Genomic DNA, 18,177 nt, shown 5'->3' with positions numbered 1-18,177 from the left:
CTGTGGATAAGCGGCCCGCCGCCGCCGGCTCCCTGGCGGGCGCGGCGGCGGACCCCTTAACCACAGCTCCTACACCACGCAACGGGACGTGACCCCAGACGACGATTTTTCAGGATTTTCCTAACCTCTGTCAGTCCGGTTGAGTCTCAAGTCCGGTAGCTTTGAAGCATCAATCGACCTGGAGCGGTGCTGTCATGGGTGCATGGTGGCGCCTCCCATTGAGCAAGCGGGCTTGCCGTCGGCGGCCGTCGTGAAGCTGCGTCGGAGCCACGCGCGCTTTTGGGGGGGTGCGAACTTTGCAGCTTTCGGGGCTTTTTCGCACAAAGGGACCAGCCAATGACTGCCGGTGACACCTTGCCTCCTCGTCGTTGGGACCCGAAGCCTCAGGTGTCGCCGGAAGGGCCGAAAAAATGGGAGCGCCGCAGCCGGGGGGCGGTCTGGCTCTGCCGCGCCCCGGCGCGCAATAGGGTGAGGGGCGCGTTCAAGACCCGGCGTCCGGACGCCTTCAAGGCCCGGATCGCGCCTCCCGATACGTTGGCGACATGACCCAGCCGCTTGCCCCCCGACCGGCAGGTGTTGTGACCGCGATCCGCGGCAGCGTCGTGGACGTGCGTTTTGATGGGCCGTTGCCGCCGATCTATTCGATCCTTCGCACCGGAGCCGAGCCCCCGATCGTGATCGAGGTTCTGGCCCAGCGCGATGCGCACCATGTGCGCGGCATCGCCCTGACCCCAACGCAAGGGCTGACGCGGGGCCTGGCGGTGGAGGATACCGGCGGGCCCCTGAAGGCGCCGGTGGGCAGATCGATCCTGTCGCGCATGTTCGATGTGTTCGGCAACACGATCGATGGCGGCCCGCCCCTGACCGATGTCGAATGGCGCTCGGTCCACCGCGCCCCACCGTCTCTTGCGCAGCGCGCCACCACCTCGGAAGTGTTCGAGACCGGGATCAAGGTGATCGACGTGCTGATGCCTCTGGAGCGGGGCGGCAAGGCCGGCCTGTTCGGCGGTGCCGGCGTGGGCAAGACCGTGCTTCTGACCGAGATGATCCACAACATGGTCGGCCAGCATGAAGGCGTCAGCATCTTTTGCGGCATTGGCGAGCGCTGCCGTGAGGGGGGCGAGCTGCATCACGACATGAAGGCCGCCGGTGTGCTCGACTCCATGCTGATGATGTTCGGCCAGATGAACGAACCGCCCGGCGCGCGGTTTCGGGTCGGCCATGCCGCCCTGACAATGGCCGAGTATTTCCGGGACGACCAGCACCGCGACGTGCTCTTGCTGATCGACAACATCTTCCGATTCATTCAGGCCGGGATGGAGGTTTCGGGGCTCTTGGGTCAGATCCCCTCGCGGCTTGGCTATCAGCCGACCATGGGCACCGAACTGTCGGGGCTGGAAGAGCGGATCGCCAACACCGATGCCGGAGCCATCACCTCGATCCAGGCCGTCTATGTGCCCGCCGACGATTTCACCGATCCGGCCGCGGTACATACCTTTTCGCACCTGTCCGCATCAATCGTGCTGTCGCGCAAACGCGCGAGCGAGGGGCTCTATCCCGCAATCGATCCGCTGCAATCCATCTCCAAGATGGCGACACCGGGCATCGTGGGGGCGCGACATTATGCGCTGGCCCAGGAAATCCGCCGGACCCTGGCGCAATATGCCGACCTGAAAGACATCATCGCGATGTTGGGGCTGGAGCAGTTGTCGCCCGACGACCGCAAGGTGGTTGGGCGCGCGCGTCGGCTTGAGAGGTTCCTGACCCAGCCCTTCTTCACCACCGAAGCGTTCACCGGCCTCAAGGGAAAGCTCGTCAGCCTCGCGGATGCGCTGGACGGCTGCGAGGCCATCTTGCGCGATGATTTCGAAACCGTGGCGGAAAGCGCCCTGTACATGATCGGGTCGATTGCCGAGGCCAAGGCGGTGCCACGGGCAAAAGACCCGGAGGCGACTGGCCGGGAGGCCGCACATGCACCTTAGGATCCTGCTTCCGTTCGAGCTCTTTGCCGAGGTCACCGGCGTAACCCGCATCGTGGCGGAAACGCACGACGGTTCTTTCGGCCTCTTGCCCAACCGCCTTGACTGCGTCGCGGCGCTGGCGCCGGGCATTCTGACCTGGCAGACCCCCGCCGATGGCGAGGGTTTCGCGGCGGTCGATGTCGGCACGCTGACCAAGGTCGGTCGCGAGGTCGTGGTCACCGTGCGCCGCGCCCTGCAAGGCCGCGACCTCGCCAGTTTGCGCACGACGGTGGACCAAGAATTCCTCGCGCTGGACCAGACCGAACACCAGGTTCGCACCGTGATGGCCAAACTGGAAACCGGATTTGCGCGGCGTTTCATGCAGATGCAGTCATGACCGACAGCGTGCCGAAACCCGCCAATGACGATGACCGTTTTGCCGGGATGATCGGTCGCAAGGCCGCCCGAAAGGCGAAGGCCCGGCGCGACGGATCGCCCGGGATCTGGTTCGGGTTGGGCATGATGGGGCTGATCGGATGGTCGGTCGCGGTGCCGACCCTGTTGGGTGCGGCGCTTGGGGTCTGGCTCGACAGCGGCCAGGGTGCCCATCGGTGGACGCTGGCCTTGCTGATGGCCGGGCTGACAATCGGGTGCTTCTCGGCCTGGACCTGGGTTGCTCGGCAGGACAGGGACATTCACGACCAGCGCGGAGACGACGATGCCTGATGTGCAGACTCTCGCCCTTGTCTTCATGGTCGGCGTGCTGCTCGGCGTGGCGTTTTTCGCGAGCCTGTGGTGGACGGTGCGCCGTGGTCTTGCCTGTGCCCAGCCGGCGTTGTGGTTTCTGGGCGGCTTCATGCTGCGCATGACCGTCACGGTCTACGGGTTCTATCTGGCCGGCGGGTCCGATTGGCGGCGCTGGCTGGCCTGTGTGGCCGGCTTTATTGTCGCGCGCCTTGTGGTGGACCGCCTGACGCGGGCGAACCCGGCCGCCATAGCCGAGGGGACGGGCCATGCGTCTCAGCCCTGACGAGATCATCTTCTGGCAGAGCGGGTTCGTGAAACTCAACGCCACCATCGTGTTCACATGGGTGTTGATGGCCGTTCTGGTGATGGCCTCGATCCTCATCACGCGGCGGCTGTCGCGCGACATGACGCGCTCGCGCTGGCAAAACCTGCTGGAAATCATCGTCACCGGCATTCAGGACCAGATCCGCGAAGTCGGCCTGAAACACCCACGGACCTACATCGGCTTTATCGGCACGCTGTTTCTGTTCGTCGCCATGTCGACACTGAGCACCATCATTCCCGGGTTCGAACCGCCCACCGGCTCGCTTTCGACCACCGCGGCGCTGGCGCTGAGCGTCTTTGTCGCCGTGCCCATCTACGGCATGACCGAGCGGGGCGTTGGCGCCTACCTCCGATCCTATCTGGAGCCGACCGTGATCATGCTTCCCTTCAACATCATCAGCGACCTGTCGCGAACCCTCGCGCTGGCCGTCCGCCTGTTCGGCAACATGATGAGCGGGACCATGATCCTGGCCATATTGCTGACGATCTCTCCCTTCGTGTTTCCCGTTTTGATGAGCGCACTTGGCCTGCTGACCGGCATGGTTCAGGCCTACATCTTCAGCATCCTGGCAACCGTCTACATTGCCTCGGCCACCCTCACCCAAAAGCCTTCGCCCGCACGGCCCGCCGGCGAGACTTGACCCCCATTGAGGACCATCGCCATGGATAGCGCGACCTACATCGCCATCGCTTCGATCATCACGGCCGGTCTGACCATCGCGATCGGCAGCGTCGGCCCCGCCCTGGGCGAAGGACGCGCGGTCGCGACGGCCTTGACCTCCGTGGCCCAGCAACCGGATGCGGCGGCCACCATCACCCGCACCCTGTTTGTCGGCCTGGCCATGATCGAATCCGTCGCGATCTATTGCTTCGTCGTGTCGATGATCCTGATCTTCGCCAATCCGTTCTGGAACAGCGCTGTCGCCGCCGCCGCCGCAGGACATTGAGCGATGCTGATCGATTGGTTCACTGTCGGTGCGCAGGCGCTCAACTTTCTGATCCTGGTCTGGCTGCTCAAGCGGTTTCTCTACAAGCCGATCATGACCGCCATCGACACCCGCGAGGCGCGGATCAGGAAAGAGCGCGCCGATGCCGATGCGATAAAGGCGGATGCAGAGACGGCGCGCGACACCTTCCAGAAGATGACCGCCGATTTTGAACAGGCGCGCGCCGGACTGTTGCAACAAGCGACGGACGACGCAACCGCCGAGCGCCAGCGCCTGATGGCCGAAGCGCATAGCGCCGCCGATGCCCTGGCAGCCCAGCGCGCCAAGGCGCTTCAGACCGAAGCCCAAGCCCTCGCCACGTCGATCACCGACCGGGCCTGGGACGAGGTTTTCGCCGTTGCCCGCAAAACGTTGAACGATCTGGCGGATGTGCGTCTTGAGGACCGCATTTGCGATACGTTCGTCCACCGCATCCAGGCATCCGGCGATCAGCCCGACTCTGCCTTGTCCACCGCCATTCGGGGGACCTCTGAACCGATCCCGGTACGCAGCGCCTTTGACCTGAGCCCAGAGCAACATGCGGCGATCCGGTCCGCCCTGCACGACACGTTTTCAACCGATGCCGAATTGACGTTCGAAACCGCGCCCCGGTTGATCGCCGGTATCGAGTTGACCGCCGGCGGGCAAAAGCTGGCGTGGAGCATTTCCGACTATCTGTCGTCCCTCAAGGCCAGCGTCGGCGAGACCTTTTCGGCCCGCGATGCCTCGCAGGCCGGCCCGACAGCCGATGCCGACAGGACGCAGGAAAAGGTAAGCGCGTGACCAAACCCCAGCCCGAGCCATTGCGGATCGTCTTTGACAGCCTGTTTGGCGATCTGGCCAGCGCGCGCGAAGCGTTCGTCGCCGAGTTGCGACCCCGTGAGATCGGCATCATCACCAGCGTCTCGACGGGTGTGGCCAAAGTCTCCGGCCTGCCCGGTGCGGGTTCGCAAGAACTGTTGCACTTTCCCGCCGGCCTGTCGGGACTGGCCTTCAATGTGGACGAAACCGAAATTGGCGTGGTCCTGCTGGGCGACTACGCCCATTTGAACGCGGGCGACGAGGTCACCCGCACCGGCCGGGTCATGGATGTCGTCGTCGGCGACGCGCTTTTGGGTCGCGTCATCGATCCGCTGGGCCGCCCGCTGGATGGTGGCAGGCCGGTTTCGGCGGACCGTCGCCTGCCCATCGAACGCCCCGCCGCCGCCATCATTGATCGCGCGCCTGTCTCCGTGCCGCTGCAATCGGGGCTTAAGGTCATTGACGCGCTGATCCCGATCGGGCGCGGCCAGCGCGAGTTGATCCTGGGCGACCGCCAGACCGGCAAGACCGCCATCGCGGTCGGTACGATCCTGAACCAGCGCGACCAGGACGTCGTGTGCGTCTATTGCGCCATCGGCCAGCGCGCCTCCGCCGTCGCCAAGACGGTCGCGACCCTGCGCGCGCATGGCGCGATGGATTACACCGTGGTCGTGGTGACCGAAGGCAATGCCGCCCCTGGTCTCAGCTATATCGCACCTTATGCCGCAACCAGTATTGCCGAGTATTTCATGGAGGCGGGCCGCGATGTGCTGATTGTCTATGACGACCTGACCCAGCATGCCCGGTCCTACCGCGAATTGTCCTTGCTGCTGCGTCGTCCCCCGGGTCGGGAAGCCTTTCCGGGCGATATCTTCTACATTCATTCCCGTCTGCTGGAACGCTCGACCCACCTGGGCACAGATCTCGGCGGTGGCTCGCTGAGCGCCCTGCCGATCATCGAGACCGAGGCGCAGGACATTTCGGCCTATATCCCGACCAACCTGATTTCGATTACCGACGGACAGATCTACCTCTCGCCGACGTTGTTCGAACTGGGCGTTCTGCCGGCGGTGGATGTCGGCAAATCGGTCTCGCGGGTGGGCGGCAAGGCGCAGCGCGCCGCCTATCGGGCGGTGGCGGGCGATTTGAAACTGGCCTATGCCCAGTTTGAGGAATTGGAGAGCTTTTCGCGCTTTGGCGCCCGGCTGGACGACGACACCCGCGCGACCATCGCCCACGGTGACCGCATTCGGGCCTGCCTGAAGCAGCCGGAATTCGCTCCGGTTCCGGTTGCGGGGCAGATCGCGATCCTGACGTCGCTGACGGCCGGGCTGTTCGACCCTGTGCCTCTCGACGCCATGCCCGAGGCCGAAAAGGCGGTTCTGCGGGCCGCCCAAACCATCCCCGATGCGGTTTGCCGGCGCTTCGATACCGACGACCTCAGCGACGAAGACCGCGCGGTGATGACCGAACTCTGTCGGGCGGCACTCGCGGCCCTTCAACCCACCGAAGCCGGGCTCCCGTCAACACCGCCTTCAAAGACCGCGAACGCTCAATGAGCAACACGATGGAGAGCATGCGGCGCAAGATCTCCAGTGCCGGAGACCTGCAAGCCGTTGTCCGCACGATGAAGGCGATGGCAGCCGCGAATATCGGCCAATATGAACGGGCCGAACGGGTGCTCGGTGACTACGATCACAACGTCCGGCTTGGCCTTGGCAAATGCCTCCGCGATCTCGGCCCGGGCATGGCCATGGCCGCCGGCCCGACCCCGACAGGGCGGGCGCCTGTCGGAGTGGTGGTTTTCGGCTCGGATCAGGGGCTCGTGGGGCGGTTCAACGACGATGTGGCCGATTTCGCCGTCGCGGCACTGCGCGGGATGGGCCCAAACCCGCGCATCTGGGCTGTGGGCGAGCGTGTGCATGACCGTCTCGGCGATGCCGGGTTCCCGCCCGCAGGCCGGTTTGCCGTGCCGAACTCGGTCAGCGCTGTTGCCCCGCTAGGCGGGCGGGTCCTCGTCGAAGTCGAAGCCGAAGGCGGTCGGGCGGGCGGCGCGATCACCGAGCTTCACCTTTACTACAACCGCCCCGCCCCGGGAGGCCGCCATGCGCCTGTCACCCAACGCCTGCTGCCGCTGGATGCGCGCTGGCAACAAGAGGTTCTGGCGCTGACCTGGCCCACAGCCGCCTTGCCCGAAGTTTTGGGCGAAACGATGCCAACGCTAAAGGCGCTGATCCGCGAATACCTTTTTGTCTCGCTGTTTCGCGCCTGCGCGGAATCGCTGGCCAGCGAGAACGCAAGCCGCCTGGCCGCCATGCAAAGGGCCGACAGGAACATCGACGATCTACTGGAAACGCTGAGTGGCAACTTCCATCGGCTACGCAAGTCCAGCATTGACGAAGAACTGTTCGACGTGACGGCGGGGTTCGAGGCCCTGGGCACCGATAAGGCCTGATACCAGTCGACAAAAGAACGAACTTTTTTGTCGGCTGGCCGGCGCCGCCCAGGGTATTGCGCCCGGTCTGGTGCGGATCTCGGTCGGACTGGAGGACGTCCGCGATGACCTTGCCCCGAAAAAGTGGACACCGCGCCCCAACCCACGAATGGCAGCGCCCAACGCCGCGAACCGGGCTTCGGGATCAGCGCGGCTTGGCAGGCGGGCATATCGTCATCATTTGTATTGATGGGGTAGGGCCTGGCAAGAGGTTGAGGATGAGCAGTGTGGATCAGGCCGGGCTCGCCGCGTGTCCCGAGTGCGACGAACTGCACGTCCGCCGTCCCTTGCGGCGGGGGGAACGGGCCCGCTGTGCCCGCTGTGGTACGACCCTGTACCGCATGCAGCGGCGCCGGCCGGAACAGATGCTGGCCATCGTAACGGCGGCGCTGATTGCCTTTGTCCTGGCCAACACCTTTCCAATCCTGGTGCTGCGGTCGCAAGGCATGATCAACGAGGCGACCCTTCTCGGCAGCGTGGCCACCCTGTGGGCGGAGGGCCAGCAAGTGGCCGCCGTCATGGTATTCTTCACCGCCTGGCTGTTTCCGCTGTTCGACCTGCTGTCCATGTTTTTGCTTCTGTTGGCGGTCGAGACGGGATGGCGTCCCGCCTTTTTTGCGCCGCTGCTGCGCGCGCTTCAGGCCATGCGGCCTTGGGGAATGATCGAGGTATTGATGCTGGGCGTGGTGGTTTCCCTCATCAAGCTGTCCAATATGGCGGACGTGGTGCCGGGGGCGGCGCTGTGGGCCTTCATGGCCCTGACCGTTCTGCTGGCGGTCATCCTGTCCTATGATCTTCGCGCCCTGTGGCGGCCGGGCTGCCGGCGGGCGGTGGCCCCATGAATGCCCGGGACGCGGGCCTGCGCGCGTGTCTGGTCTGCCGCGCGGTGTGTGATGCCACCGGGGCCGGCACCGCCCCCGTGTGGTGCCCCTGCTGCGGCGCCGCCGTCCATTCCCGCAAGGCCGACAGCCTGACGCGCACCTGGGCTTTCCTGGTGGCGGCGGCCATTCTGTACATTCCGGCCAACCTGTTGCCGGCCATGCACACGACGACTCTGTTCGGCACCACCCGGAACACCATCATCGGCGGCGTGGCCTATTTCTGGACCTCGGGCTCGCCTGAACTGGCGGTTCTCATCTTCACCGTCAGCGTGATCATTCCCACCACCAAGATGAGCGCGCTGGCCTATCTGGCCTATGGGGCGCGCCGGTCCACCGGGGCCGACGCGCATCGACTGGGCCGTCTGTACAAGGTGGTCGAGCGGGTCGGCCGCTGGTCCATGCTTGATGTGTTCGTCATCGCGCTGATGGCCGGCATGGTCCAGTTCCAGTCCCTGGCCATGGTCGAGGCCGGGCCGGGCGCAGCCGCCTTTGGCGCCGTGGTCGTTCTCAGCATGCTGGCCACAAGCAGTTTCGACCCCCGCCTGTTGTGGGACAAGCACGGACGACCAGATCATGCCTGACGACCTGTCGGCCTCGGCCAGCCCGTCCGAACCGGACATCGTTCAGCCCCGGCGCTGGCGGCCGTCGTTGGTGTGGGGAATCCCCCTGATCGCGGCCCTGATCGGTCTGGCGCTGGTGGCGAACCAACTGTCTCGGCGTGGCCCGACCGTCACGGTGTCCTTTGCCTCGGCCGAGGGGATCGAGGCCGGCAAGACCAAGGTCAAGTTCAGGGACGTGGACATCGGCAGCGTGACCGACGTCGCGTTGACCCGGGACCGAACGCGGGTGGTTGCCACCATTGACCTGCTCAAGATGGCCGAGTCCTTCGCGGTCGAGGGGAGCCGATTCTGGGTGGTGCGGCCCCGCTTCGCTGGGTCGGGCGTCTCCGGCGTCGGAACCCTGCTGTCCGGCCCCTACATCGCCGTCGACCCGGGGGGCGGAGAGACGCGCGTTACCGACTTCGTCGGCGAGGAGGAACCGCCCGTCGTGGCCTCGGACGCCCCGGGCCAGCGCTTCGCCCTGTTGGCGGACGACCTCGGGTCGCTGGACATCGGCTCGCCGGTGTACTTTCGCGGCATCCAGGTCGGGCAGGTGGAGCGGTTCACCCTGCTTCCGGACCGGCGGCGCCTTTCGCTCGGAGTCTTCGTGAAAGCGCCTTACGACCGCTTCGTCACGACAGAGACCCGGTTCTGGCATGCCAGCGGCCTTGACCTGCGGGTGGATGCGTCGGGCGTGACGCTGCGGACCCAGTCCATTGCCAGCATTCTCCTGGGTGGGGTGGCGTTCGAGGCGCCGCCCGGCGACAGCCTGTCGGACCCTGCCGAGGACGGACATCGGTTCGTGCTGGCATCGGATCGCGCCGAGGCCATGCAGGTCCCGGAGCGCGATGCGCAGACATTGGTCCTGAACTTCCGCCAGAGCATCCGGGGTTTGTCGGTCGGCGCGGCGGTTGATTTCCGTGGCGTGGAGGTCGGGCGGGTCCGGTCGATGAACGCCGCTTATGACGCGGACAGCGGCGAGTTCACCTCGCGGGTCGTGGCGGACACCTTCCCCGGGCGCCTGGGCGGCGCCATCGAGTCCTTATCGAAGGATGCGACCCCCCAGCAGCGCCTGGCCGTTCTGGCCGACCTGATCAAACGAGGCCTGCGCGCGCAGCTTCGATCGGGCAATCTGCTGACGGGCCGGCTTTATGTGGCGCTGGACTTCTTTCCCGACGCAGAGCCCGCCCGCTTCGACCCGGACAGCGCACCACCAGAGCTTCCGACCGTTCCCAGCGACCTGCAGGAACTGCAACAGCAGGTGCAGACCATCGTTCGCAAACTGTCCCGGATTCCGTTCGATACCCTGGCGGGGGACGTTGGCGACGTGATGGCGGCTCTTGAGTCCGCCATTGGGCGGCTGGATACGGTGTTTGAGCGGGTGGACAGCGAGACCATGCCGGATGTCCGTCTCGTCATGACGGGGCTGACGTCCGCCCTCAAGCGGCTGGAGACCCTGGCGGAAACGCTGGACACGGCGACCCTGCCCGAACTGGCCCGGGCGAGCCGCAATCTGAGCCGAACCCTGCGGGTCGTCGACGACAGCATGGCCGGTGATGCGCCCTTGCAGCAGGACGCCCGTCAGGCCCTGCGTGCCGTGGCGGAGGCCGCCCGCTCGATCAGGACCCTGACCGATGCCCTGGAACGGAATCCCGAAGCGTTGCTGACGGGGCGGCCCGACGACAGGTAGGATGAAGAACCCGCGACATCGAGAAGGCTTCACGCCATGACCTCGTCCGCTCGTTCGCACATGGTCCGATCCGTCTTTTGCCTGCTCTTGCTGGCCGGCTGCGCGACCTCGCCGCCGGTGCGCTATCATACCCTGGCGCATCCTGGCGGCGACGCCGCCACGACTGGGTCGGACGCGGCCCGGGTGCTGGTGCAGATCCTGCCCGTCGGCGTACCCGAGGGCGTGACCCGCGAAAACATCGTGCTGAAGGACCCGGGCGGCCGGATTACCGTTCTACAAACGGACCGCTGGCTGGCGCCCGTTGCCGACGACCTGAAGCAGTTGGTGGCAGACGCGCTGTGGCGGTCGGTGCGGGCGGCGGATACCTATGACGCGCCGGTGCCGGAGGACGCCACGGCGCTGCCCCGCTACCGGCTGGCCCTGCGCGTCGAGCGGTTCGACGCCATCCCCGGCCAGTCCGCCGTGGTGGCGGGGTCGTGGACGCTTCGTTCCCTGACCGATGGCGCGGTTCACATCTGCCGTTGGGCCGGCACACAACCGCTTGCCGGGCCGGACCCGGGCGCCGCCGTGGCTGCCCTGGCCGCAGCAAGCCAACGCTTGGTCGGGCGGATCGGTGATAGTCTGCGCGAAGCCCTGAATGGGGGCGCTGACGTCTGTGGCGCGACCAGCTCTGCGGGAGTCGCGCAGTAATTTCAACGGTGTTGATCGGCACCCGAGGCGGCTCACCCATTTCGTTTGGACTCAAGGGCCTGACCACACCCATCGGCGCCAGCGCCAAGGGCAAGCGGATTGTGGACCCGATGCCGTCGCCAGGAACCGGCCCCGAATGCCGCGGATGGCGACGGTGCTGGCGATCTGCGGCCGCCCGATGAAGCCGTCGTCTGTAAGCCGGCTGGTGGGGTCAAGGACCCGACAGGCCTTGCGTGGACATTGTCAATCCGGTCCGGCGGCCTGCCTTCCCTCCGCGCGCCGCCCCAAGAAGGCCGTGGCGGCTTTCTACCACAGGCTAATCTGCGTCAGTGCCGACACGGTGGAAACCTGTTCAGTTGAGACCTGTCCGCCAGACACGTCTCCGGCGGGCCGCCGCAGAGCAGAAAGGAGAACGTCATGGACAAGGATCGTGTGATCGGCGCCGCGAAAGTGGTCAAGGGAAAGGTGAAGGCCGCAGTCGGCAAAGCGACCGGCGACAAGAAGCTCGAAACGGACGGCGAGGCCGACAAGATCGAGGGCAAGGTCCAGAATGCCGTCGGCGGGGTCAAGGACACCATCCGCGACGCTTGACGGCTCTGGCCGCAACGGCGGAGCACGACCGGCGTGATGTCGTCGGCGCTATGGCCCTCTGCGGTCCCGCGTTGTCCGTAGAGTTCAAAGATTTGGCGAGGCACGGGCTCATGAATCGGACTTTTCTTCTTGTCGTCATCGTGGCGCTGGCCGTGGTCGCCGCCGTGGCCGGGTACCTCTATTATCAGGAACGCCAGAGTGGCGTCGATATCAAGATCGACGGCAGCGGCGTAACCATCGACAGCAATTGACCCATCGGGACCGGTCGCCGAAGCCCGGCGATGCCGTCCCTTCGGCACACCGCGCGATACGGCCAACACTCAGTGTCACTCGGAACCCCGGTGACATCCTGACATCCAGGAGAACCGCGATGTCGCTCAGCCTGATCCTCATCATCCTTCTTGTCATTTTTCTCCTTGGCGGATTCAGCGGACGCTTCGGGGGGTATGGCTATGGCTTCGGTCATGCCGGGGTCGGTGTCCTTGGCACGGTTCTGATCATCTTGATCGTCCTGATGGTGCTTGGCCGCATCTGAGAGCTCATGCCGTGCCGGGATAGGGCACGCTTCGATCCGATGTTCAGGCCGCCGAATCATCCCCCCCCGCGCCCCGCGCGGCACTGCCGGAGGTATCCCATCGTGACGAGCCCCCGCTTCATCCATCGTGCCCTTCTGCCCGCCCTGCTCGTGCTTGCCGGGCTGACCGTCGGGTCGATGGCCGCCTGCACCTCGACTTCGACCAGCGAAAGCACGGGTGAGTACCTGGACGACACGGTCATCAGCAGCAAGGTGCGGGCTGCCATTGTCGGCGACCAGGGCCTGACGGTCTTCAAGATCGATGTCGAAACCTACAAAGGCGTCGTGCAACTGAGCGGATTCGTGGACTCCGCCGCATCCAGGCAGCGCGCCGGCGCCGTCGCCGCCGACGTGACCGGGGTCAGGCAGGTGCGAAACGATCTGGTCATCAAGTGACGGCGTGGGTTTGGTCGCCTTGATCGAAAGGCGATCCGCCGCACGCGTGCGCCCTGTGGCCCGGTGACCCGCAAAGGCCTGGCGCCCGACTCTTCCGGGTGGAGACTTCGCGATGGATTCAGGCAAGCACAACACGGTCAGCCACACCGCCATGCTCTCTCTGGCGGCCGCAACCGCAACGCTCGTCGCGCCCCGTCATGCCGCCGCTGCGGTGCGCGAACCGGGTCGCCCGGCCGCCGACACGGGCCCGCCAGTTGATGATCCCGACCTCGTCATGAAGGCCAACCCCGACCGGGTGGAGAGCATCCGGTTTCCGCTCAACGCGGTGCTCGACCCCTTGAGGGCAGACTTCACCTCTCAGGCCCAGGCCGAGGGCCTTGTCCTGCGGGTGGCATCGTGCCCCCTGTCCATAGACGGCGATCCGCGCCATCTTGCCAAGATCATGCGAATCATTCTTGTGAATGTGCTGCGACACTCCCGGCACGGCATGATTCTGATCGGATGCCATCGCCACGGCGGACACCTGAGCATCGAGGTCCGGGAGACCGGGACCGGCGTTCCGAGACACCCGCTTCAGGACATCATCGGGAACCACGTCCTGCGAGACACGCCACCTCAGGACCATGACCATGGTCCTGACATCGGCCTTGCCGAGGCAAAGCGGCTGGGCGATCTGATCGGCTGTCAGGTCGTGATGCGGGGCCATCCGGGTGTAGGGTCGGTGTTCGTCATCAAAGTCGGGCGGTTCTGGGAGGTCCTCCAGGGCCCACACGCAGGCGAACGCGCACAGCCCTGGGACGGCATGCGCTGGCCACCGCCGCGCGCCGCCGTGCCAGAGGCAAAGGCGTGCGCCAGCCCCAACACCTCGGATGTCATCCTTGTGGTTGATCCCGATCCGGACACCTGCGAGGGATTGCGCGGGTTGGTCGGTCAATGGGGCTGGCAGGTTGAGGGCTTTCCGTCCAGCGACGCGTTCCTGAGCGCGGATCCGGCCAAACAACCGAGCCGGCGGGACGCCTGCGTTCTGATCGACGCCGATCTGCGCGGCGGACTGAGCGGACTCGATCTTCTGCGGTGGCTCGGCCAGTCCGACCGTCGCCTTCCGGCGATCATGATGGGCAGGGGCAGCGACATCCCTGTCGCCGTCGCGGCCATGAAGGCGGGCGCAATGGACTTTCTTCAAAAGCCGGTGTGCGGCCAAGCGGCGCTCGCCAGCATTGGCAGCGCGCTGGAGTGGTCGCGGGCGTTGGGACAGGCCGAAGCCCGTCATGAAATCGCGACCAGCAGCGTTGCCGGCCTGACGCCCAGGCAAAACCAGATCCTGGCCCTTGTCCTCGCGGGCCAGCCCAGCAAGATCATCGCCGCCAGCCTTGGCATCAGCCAACGCACGGTCGAGAACCACCGATCCGCGATCATGCGGAAGACTGGGGCGCGGTCCCTCCCGGGGTTGACACGACTGGCCCTGGCCGCGAGCCCAAACGCTCCGTCCTGGCCCATGTGACACCGGCCGGCTTCGTGCTCCTGCCCCCCGCCGGGACGGAGCGCAATCCGCCGCGTCGCGGCCCCGCGCCCGCCGCGATGGCGTGACGTCGGCACCGCAGAGGCGGCGAAGGCCATGAAACGGACGGGGCCGTTTCATGGCCAGCGAGTCCTACTGATCGTACTTCGGCAGGTCCTTGATCTGCGCATCGGTGAGAGCCGTCTGAAGCGTCATGTCCTCGCCGTTGCCGATGGGGGTCAGGTCGCGCCAGTTGAGCGCAACCCCGTGCGTTCCAATGCCGAGAAATCCGCCGACCTTGACGATCACCTTGTTACCAGTGATCGCCGCAACCTCGCCGACGGTATCACCCTCGGCATTGACGACCTCCCGTCCGATCATGGCCTTGGTCGGCATGTCCGCCTTCTGCGACGACATACCCGTTTGCGCGGCGGAGTCGGTCGTCTGATCGGAAGCCTCGCCTGTCTGCGCGGTGTCCTGAGCGCCGGTCTCCGCTTTCGGCAAGGCCTCGATCTGCTGCTTGGTCAGCGCCGTCTGAAGCGTCATGCCCTCGCCGCTGCCGATGGGGGTGAGGTCGCGCCAGTTGAGCGCGACTCCATGCGTGCCCATGCCGAGGAACCCGCCGACATCGACGATCACGCGGTCACCGGTGATCGCCGAAACCTCGCCGACCGTATCGCCCTTCGTATTGACGACCTCCCGTCCGATCGCCGCCTTGGTCGGCATGGCCGTCCGTGCGGCTGCGTTCGCGGGCGTTTCGGGTGCCTGCGTGTCAGAGGCCGCTGGTTTCATGGTGTCACCAGCCGTGGCGCCGGTGTCGCTGACGCTGGGTGCCGGATCCGCCGCCATCGCGGTACCAGCGACCAGCGCAAGCATTGGGACGGTCAGGATCGTTCCGAATACAGTGATCTTTTTCATGCTGCAGCCCTTCATTCCGTCGAAGAAAAGAGAAGGCCCCGTGCGGTTCGCATGAGACGTTCCCATCCTTCTGTGTCGGGCCAGAGCCGTTTTCACGGTTTCCTTTGTCGCCTTGAGAAGGCGGGTTCTGGCCTATCCCAAATGAATACAAAGTTTTTGGCGGTTTGGGCAGCCTCGGAATCTACTCATGCCCGGCGTCTAATCCTGTCCTTTCAACGGTTTTTTCATTCGCGTGGGGCAGGATCGACATATTCCCGGCGCATGCGGTCTTGGGTGCGGGCTCTGAATTCAGGGGAGTGGGGAATGCGACAGCCAGTGGAGATGGTGGACAGGCGCCCAGGATGGCGCCGGGCGCGGGTGGCGATCGTCGCCGCGACCCTGGCGTTGGTCGCGGTTACGGCCCAGGCAGGACAGGAGGCGACCAGGGGATCGGAGGGCGACTTCACCCTGCTCCGCTTGCAAGGCGCCTATATCAAGTGGGGTGCGCCGCGTTTCGGAACCGGTGCGACGGTCAGCTACGCGCTTCTGACGGAGGCGCGGCGGGATCCAGACGCGATCAACTGCAAGGCGATGACCCGGCTGGAGGGTCTGCTGAGCCGCGCGGGGCTCGATATGGCGACGTTCACCGAACGCCTGACGTCGGCCCTGGCCCTGTGGCAGTCCGCCGCCGATATCACCTTCGTGCGCGCGGCGTCGCCAGAGACATCGGACATCGTGATCGGCGCACAGGCCGAGCCGCGCGGCGTTGCCTACACCAACATCCAGTCCGAGCCGGTGGCGGGCCGGTCCTTCGCGAGGCTTGGTCAAGCCACGGTCTGCCTCAATCCCATGGCGACCTGGCGGGCGGGCGGCACGGCGGACGATACGACCAGAACCTTCGAACTCAGCCGCGTCCTGGCCCACGAGATCGGACATGCCGTCGGCCTCGATCATCCGGGGTCACGGGGCGTGCTGATGGCGTACAGCTATCAGGAGGAGCTCGATTCCCTGACCGAAGGGGATATCGCCGGCATCGTCAGGCTCTACGGTGTGCGCCCGCAAAGCGGCCGGACGGATTAGGGCGCGACAGCGTCGGCCCGGCGAGGGAGGAACTCCGCACAGGGAAAAGGCCGGCCACGGACCCTCCAGCGGTCATCGTCAGATGCCGCTGGTGTTACACCACCTCGCCTCCAACACCCCCTGGACGGTTTGAGGGCTCAACCGATACGGCCACCTCCAGCGCGCTGCAGGCCGCGGCCGGGCCGACAAACCGGCCGGAGACCGGCGCGGTCTGGCGGATGTGGCGCGCCACGGCGACCGGAATCAGGTTGAACCCGCCGACGCTGCGGTTGGTCGGATCGAACACGATCCAGCCGGCGCCGGGCACGTAGACCTCGGCCCACGCGTGGGTCGAGCCGCTGCCGGCGGACCCGAGGGTGTTCAGGTCTGGGTCATACAGATAGCCGGACACGATCCGCGCGCCGAACCCCAGGCTTCTGACGGCATCGACGAACAACACCGCGAAATCGCGGCACGAGCCCCGACCCCGCGCCAGCGTCTCGACCGGGGTCTGTACGGTTTCTTCGTCGCGGGCCTCGTAGGCGATCCGCGCGGCCACGCCGTTGCTGATATCCTTCAGCAGCGACAGCGTGTCCGTGTCGGGGCCGGCAACGAACCCCCGCGCCCAGTCGTGCAGATGTCCCCCGGAATCGAGGTAGGCCTGAAGCCGCAGCGCGCCCAGATCGGTCATGTCGTCGTCACTGAGCAGGAACGGATACGTGACGGCCGAGGCGGCGATGTCGAAGACCGGCCACTGCTCGACATCAAGCGTCAGCGTGGCGAGGCTGTCGATGACCAGCGTGTCCGCCGGGGCGCCGAACGTCGCCGTCGCCACGGCGTTGCCGGCGACGTCGTGCGCCCAGGTGACGGTGGCGGCCGGAGCGATCTCCAGATCGTGCGTGTGCAGCCGCACGGTGCGGCTCTCGCGCGGGCGCAGCATCAAACGATGCGGACCGAAGGCCATCGGTTCGCGATAGCGATAAGTGGTGCGGTGACGGACCGTCAGGGCGTTCAAGTGCGGTCTCCGGATGCCGGCGTGTCGGCCTGTCGGAGGCGGCTTTTTTTGGTCATAATCTGCGCACTTTCGCAATTCTTGGTGTGCTGGCGCCGCCGCCCGGCCCATGCCTTTGTCCGCGCGATCATGCAATCAGCGCGCCAACACGCACTGTCCGCCCAGCATCCGGAAGCCCCTGTTGCAGGCCCACCTGTTCCCCGACCGGTCGATGTGGGCGTTTGGCGGGGGAACGATCAGGATGCATGTGTTTCCGTCCTGCTCGTACCCGCGCTCGCATTGCCACCCTGGCCCGAATTCCCCCCCGACAAGAAAGGCGTTGTCCGGAACCACGATGGGCTCGCATCGGCCGCCCTTTTCCACGAACCCTCGGTCGCAGGCCCAGGGCGGGCCATAGCGCTTGTTCGTCAGATAGGCGTTGTCAGGAACGTTGATCATCACGCACCGGCGGGAATCTTTCGAAAAGCCGCGATCACATTCCCATCCGGACCCATAGGCATCGTCTGACAGAAAAGAGTTCGTGGGACTTTCGATGACTTCACATCGGTCGCGGACCCGCCTGTATCCGCGATCACAGGCCCAATCCTCGCCTGTCGACTTCAGGTAGGCATTGGGCGGAACGACCACTTTTCGACAGGTCAACCCGTCAATGTCCTTGAAGCCGTGCCGGCATTCCCAGCCGTTGCCGTAAGACCGCTCCGTCGCAAAAGCATCCTCGGGAACAACGATGGCGATGCAGGCGCCGTCCTCCCGACGATACCCGTCGTCACAGGCCCAGCCTCCACCAAAAGAGCGGTCATGCGCGTTCTCGGGTGTCGGGCCGGTCCGGTCCTGGGCGACAGCAACAGACATGAACAGCAAAACAAGGAACGCGACCAATAGGACGCGCCAGGTTGACCTCGCGACAAACAGGGCCCCGGTCTCGAAACTGTGCATCTTGGGCGTTTCCTTCCTGGCGCGGGTTCGCTCCCGCGCCG

22 protein-coding genes are annotated in these 18,177 nt (G+C 65.8%); 19 read left to right on the top strand and 3 right to left on the bottom strand.

What is annotated here, in order from left to right; genetic code table 11:
• Positions 1 to 542: 542 nt before the first annotated feature.
• The 18 genes from atpD to BLR95_RS13850 all read left to right on the top strand — a co-directional run bounded on the left by atpD (position 543) and on the right by BLR95_RS13850 (position 14,235).
• Positions 543 to 1,982 carry a F0F1 ATP synthase subunit beta gene (gene atpD, locus BLR95_RS13935; protein ID WP_092621458.1) on the top strand — a complete coding sequence of 480 codons (1,440 nt, stop codon included), beginning with the start codon at positions 543 to 545 and terminating at the stop codon, positions 1,980 to 1,982.
• The gene (locus BLR95_RS13930) at positions 1,972 to 2,358 is read left to right on the top strand and encodes a F0F1 ATP synthase subunit epsilon (protein WP_092621456.1); all 387 of its coding nucleotides are present in this window, start codon (positions 1,972 to 1,974) and stop codon (positions 2,356 to 2,358) included. Before atpD ends, BLR95_RS13930 begins: the two co-directional genes overlap by 11 nt.
• On the top strand, positions 2,355 to 2,687 hold the full coding sequence (locus tag BLR95_RS13925) for an AtpZ/AtpI family protein (protein ID WP_092621454.1): 333 nt from the start codon (positions 2,355 to 2,357) through the stop codon (positions 2,685 to 2,687). Before BLR95_RS13930 ends, BLR95_RS13925 begins: the two co-directional genes overlap by 4 nt.
• A complete protein-coding gene (locus BLR95_RS13920) occupies positions 2,680 to 2,991 on the top strand; it encodes an ATP synthase subunit I (RefSeq protein WP_092621452.1) in 312 nt (103 codons plus the stop codon). Before BLR95_RS13925 ends, BLR95_RS13920 begins: the two co-directional genes overlap by 8 nt.
• On the top strand, positions 2,975 to 3,673 hold the full coding sequence (locus BLR95_RS13915) for a F0F1 ATP synthase subunit A (protein ID WP_092621450.1): 699 nt from the start codon (positions 2,975 to 2,977) through the stop codon (positions 3,671 to 3,673). The genes BLR95_RS13920 and BLR95_RS13915 overlap by 17 nt, the downstream gene beginning before the upstream one ends.
• Before the next feature lie 21 nt (positions 3,674 to 3,694).
• Complete coding sequence (locus tag BLR95_RS13910; RefSeq protein WP_092621448.1) at positions 3,695 to 3,979, top strand: F0F1 ATP synthase subunit C; 285 nt, start codon at positions 3,695 to 3,697, stop codon at positions 3,977 to 3,979.
• 3 nt (positions 3,980 to 3,982) lie between these two features.
• Entirely contained in the window at positions 3,983 to 4,801 is an 819-nt protein-coding gene (locus BLR95_RS13905; protein ID WP_092621446.1) for a F0F1 ATP synthase subunit delta, read from the top strand.
• The gene (locus tag BLR95_RS13900) at positions 4,798 to 6,378 is read left to right on the top strand and encodes an alternate F1F0 ATPase, F1 subunit alpha (protein WP_092621443.1); all 1,581 of its coding nucleotides are present in this window, start codon (positions 4,798 to 4,800) and stop codon (positions 6,376 to 6,378) included. Before BLR95_RS13905 ends, BLR95_RS13900 begins: the two co-directional genes overlap by 4 nt.
• Positions 6,375 to 7,274 (top strand): F0F1 ATP synthase subunit gamma, encoded by a 900-nt coding sequence (locus BLR95_RS13895; protein ID WP_092621440.1) that lies wholly within the window; start codon positions 6,375 to 6,377, stop codon positions 7,272 to 7,274. Before BLR95_RS13900 ends, BLR95_RS13895 begins: the two co-directional genes overlap by 4 nt.
• A gap of 257 nt (positions 7,275 to 7,531) precedes the next feature.
• Complete coding sequence (locus tag BLR95_RS13890) at positions 7,532 to 8,155, top strand: paraquat-inducible protein A (protein ID WP_092621437.1); 624 nt, start codon at positions 7,532 to 7,534, stop codon at positions 8,153 to 8,155.
• Positions 8,152 to 8,775 (top strand): paraquat-inducible protein A, encoded by a 624-nt coding sequence (locus BLR95_RS13885; protein WP_092621464.1) that lies wholly within the window; start codon positions 8,152 to 8,154, stop codon positions 8,773 to 8,775. Before BLR95_RS13890 ends, BLR95_RS13885 begins: the two co-directional genes overlap by 4 nt.
• Entirely contained in the window at positions 8,768 to 10,483 is a 1,716-nt protein-coding gene (locus tag BLR95_RS13880; protein ID WP_092621434.1) for a PqiB family protein, read from the top strand. The genes BLR95_RS13885 and BLR95_RS13880 overlap by 8 nt, the downstream gene beginning before the upstream one ends.
• 36 nt (positions 10,484 to 10,519) lie before the next feature.
• Positions 10,520 to 11,173: a PqiC family protein gene (locus tag BLR95_RS13875; RefSeq protein WP_092621431.1), complete on the top strand. Its 654-nt coding sequence runs from the start codon at positions 10,520 to 10,522 to the stop codon at positions 11,171 to 11,173.
• A gap of 417 nt (positions 11,174 to 11,590) precedes the next feature.
• The gene (locus BLR95_RS13870) at positions 11,591 to 11,764 is read left to right on the top strand and encodes a CsbD family protein (RefSeq protein ID WP_092621428.1); all 174 of its coding nucleotides are present in this window, start codon (positions 11,591 to 11,593) and stop codon (positions 11,762 to 11,764) included.
• Positions 11,761 to 12,015 (top strand): hypothetical protein, encoded by a 255-nt coding sequence (locus BLR95_RS13865; RefSeq protein ID WP_092621425.1) that lies wholly within the window; start codon positions 11,761 to 11,763, stop codon positions 12,013 to 12,015. The genes BLR95_RS13870 and BLR95_RS13865 overlap by 4 nt, the downstream gene beginning before the upstream one ends.
• A gap of 119 nt (positions 12,016 to 12,134) precedes the next feature.
• A complete protein-coding gene (locus tag BLR95_RS13860) occupies positions 12,135 to 12,299 on the top strand; it encodes a DUF3309 family protein (RefSeq protein WP_092621422.1) in 165 nt (54 codons plus the stop codon).
• A gap of 102 nt (positions 12,300 to 12,401) precedes the next feature.
• Positions 12,402 to 12,734, top strand: coding sequence for a BON domain-containing protein (locus tag BLR95_RS13855; RefSeq protein ID WP_245689546.1), 333 nt, complete (start codon positions 12,402 to 12,404; stop codon positions 12,732 to 12,734).
• Positions 12,735 to 12,846: 112 nt separating this feature from the next.
• Positions 12,847 to 14,235, top strand: coding sequence for a LuxR C-terminal-related transcriptional regulator (locus tag BLR95_RS13850; protein ID WP_092621416.1), 1,389 nt, complete (start codon positions 12,847 to 12,849; stop codon positions 14,233 to 14,235).
• Between the two features lie 150 nt (positions 14,236 to 14,385).
• Here the strand turns inward: BLR95_RS13850 and BLR95_RS15850 are convergent, their stop codons facing one another.
• Positions 14,386 to 15,150 carry a PRC-barrel domain-containing protein gene (locus tag BLR95_RS15850; protein ID WP_176787883.1) on the bottom strand — a complete coding sequence of 255 codons (765 nt, stop codon included), beginning with the start codon at positions 15,148 to 15,150 and terminating at the stop codon, positions 14,386 to 14,388.
• 357 nt (positions 15,151 to 15,507) lie between these two features.
• On the opposite strand from BLR95_RS15850, the gene BLR95_RS15845 reads away from it, so the two are divergent.
• Complete coding sequence (locus tag BLR95_RS15845) at positions 15,508 to 16,209, top strand: matrixin family metalloprotease (RefSeq protein ID WP_176787880.1); 702 nt, start codon at positions 15,508 to 15,510, stop codon at positions 16,207 to 16,209.
• Between the two features lie 94 nt (positions 16,210 to 16,303).
• Here BLR95_RS15845 and BLR95_RS13840 read toward each other — a convergent pair whose 3' ends face one another.
• Both BLR95_RS13840 and BLR95_RS15605 read right to left on the bottom strand, forming a co-directional pair.
• A complete protein-coding gene (locus BLR95_RS13840) occupies positions 16,304 to 17,203 on the bottom strand; it encodes a transglutaminase family protein (RefSeq protein WP_092621410.1) in 900 nt (299 codons plus the stop codon).
• 132 nt (positions 17,204 to 17,335) lie between these two features.
• Positions 17,336 to 18,136, bottom strand: a complete 801-nt coding sequence (locus BLR95_RS15605) for a hypothetical protein (protein ID WP_143131018.1) — start codon at positions 18,134 to 18,136, stop codon at positions 17,336 to 17,338.
• Positions 18,137 to 18,177 lie beyond the last annotated feature (41 nt).

Source organism: Roseospirillum parvum (assembly GCF_900100455.1).
Taxonomy (GTDB): Bacteria; Pseudomonadota; Alphaproteobacteria; order Rhodospirillales; family Rhodospirillaceae; genus Roseospirillum; species Roseospirillum parvum.
The sequence above is the reverse complement of the archived record's forward strand: the minus strand, read 5'-3'. Positions and strand labels throughout refer to the sequence as shown.

What these genes read in the sequence shown, in the direction of transcription:
- atpD (WP_092621458.1), top strand. Translation starts at nt 543, where the DNA reads ATGACCCAGCCGCTTGCCCCCCGACCGGCAGGTGTTGTGACCGCGATC.
- BLR95_RS13930 (WP_092621456.1), top strand. Translation starts at nt 1,972, where the DNA reads ATGCACCTTAGGATCCTGCTTCCGTTCGAGCTCTTTGCCGAGGTCACC.
- BLR95_RS13925 (WP_092621454.1), top strand. Translation starts at nt 2,355, where the DNA reads ATGACCGACAGCGTGCCGAAACCCGCCAATGACGATGACCGTTTTGCC.
- BLR95_RS13920 (WP_092621452.1), top strand. Translation starts at nt 2,680, where the DNA reads ATGCCTGATGTGCAGACTCTCGCCCTTGTCTTCATGGTCGGCGTGCTG.
- BLR95_RS13915 (WP_092621450.1), top strand. Translation starts at nt 2,975, where the DNA reads ATGCGTCTCAGCCCTGACGAGATCATCTTCTGGCAGAGCGGGTTCGTG.
- BLR95_RS13910 (WP_092621448.1), top strand. Translation starts at nt 3,695, where the DNA reads ATGGATAGCGCGACCTACATCGCCATCGCTTCGATCATCACGGCCGGT.
- BLR95_RS13905 (WP_092621446.1), top strand. Translation starts at nt 3,983, where the DNA reads ATGCTGATCGATTGGTTCACTGTCGGTGCGCAGGCGCTCAACTTTCTG.
- BLR95_RS13895 (WP_092621440.1), top strand. Translation starts at nt 6,375, where the DNA reads ATGAGCAACACGATGGAGAGCATGCGGCGCAAGATCTCCAGTGCCGGA.
- BLR95_RS13890 (WP_092621437.1), top strand. Translation starts at nt 7,532, where the DNA reads ATGAGCAGTGTGGATCAGGCCGGGCTCGCCGCGTGTCCCGAGTGCGAC.
- BLR95_RS13885 (WP_092621464.1), top strand. Translation starts at nt 8,152, where the DNA reads ATGAATGCCCGGGACGCGGGCCTGCGCGCGTGTCTGGTCTGCCGCGCG.
- BLR95_RS13880 (WP_092621434.1), top strand. Translation starts at nt 8,768, where the DNA reads ATGCCTGACGACCTGTCGGCCTCGGCCAGCCCGTCCGAACCGGACATC.
- BLR95_RS13875 (WP_092621431.1), top strand. Translation starts at nt 10,520, where the DNA reads ATGACCTCGTCCGCTCGTTCGCACATGGTCCGATCCGTCTTTTGCCTG.
- BLR95_RS13870 (WP_092621428.1), top strand. Translation starts at nt 11,591, where the DNA reads ATGGACAAGGATCGTGTGATCGGCGCCGCGAAAGTGGTCAAGGGAAAG.
- BLR95_RS13860 (WP_092621422.1), top strand. Translation starts at nt 12,135, where the DNA reads ATGTCGCTCAGCCTGATCCTCATCATCCTTCTTGTCATTTTTCTCCTT.
- BLR95_RS13850 (WP_092621416.1), top strand. Translation starts at nt 12,847, where the DNA reads ATGGATTCAGGCAAGCACAACACGGTCAGCCACACCGCCATGCTCTCT.
- BLR95_RS15850 (WP_176787883.1), bottom strand. Translation starts at nt 15,150, where the DNA reads ATGAAAAAGATCACTGTATTCGGAACGATCCTGACCGTCCCAATGCTT.
- BLR95_RS15605 (WP_143131018.1), bottom strand. Translation starts at nt 18,136, where the DNA reads ATGCACAGTTTCGAGACCGGGGCCCTGTTTGTCGCGAGGTCAACCTGG.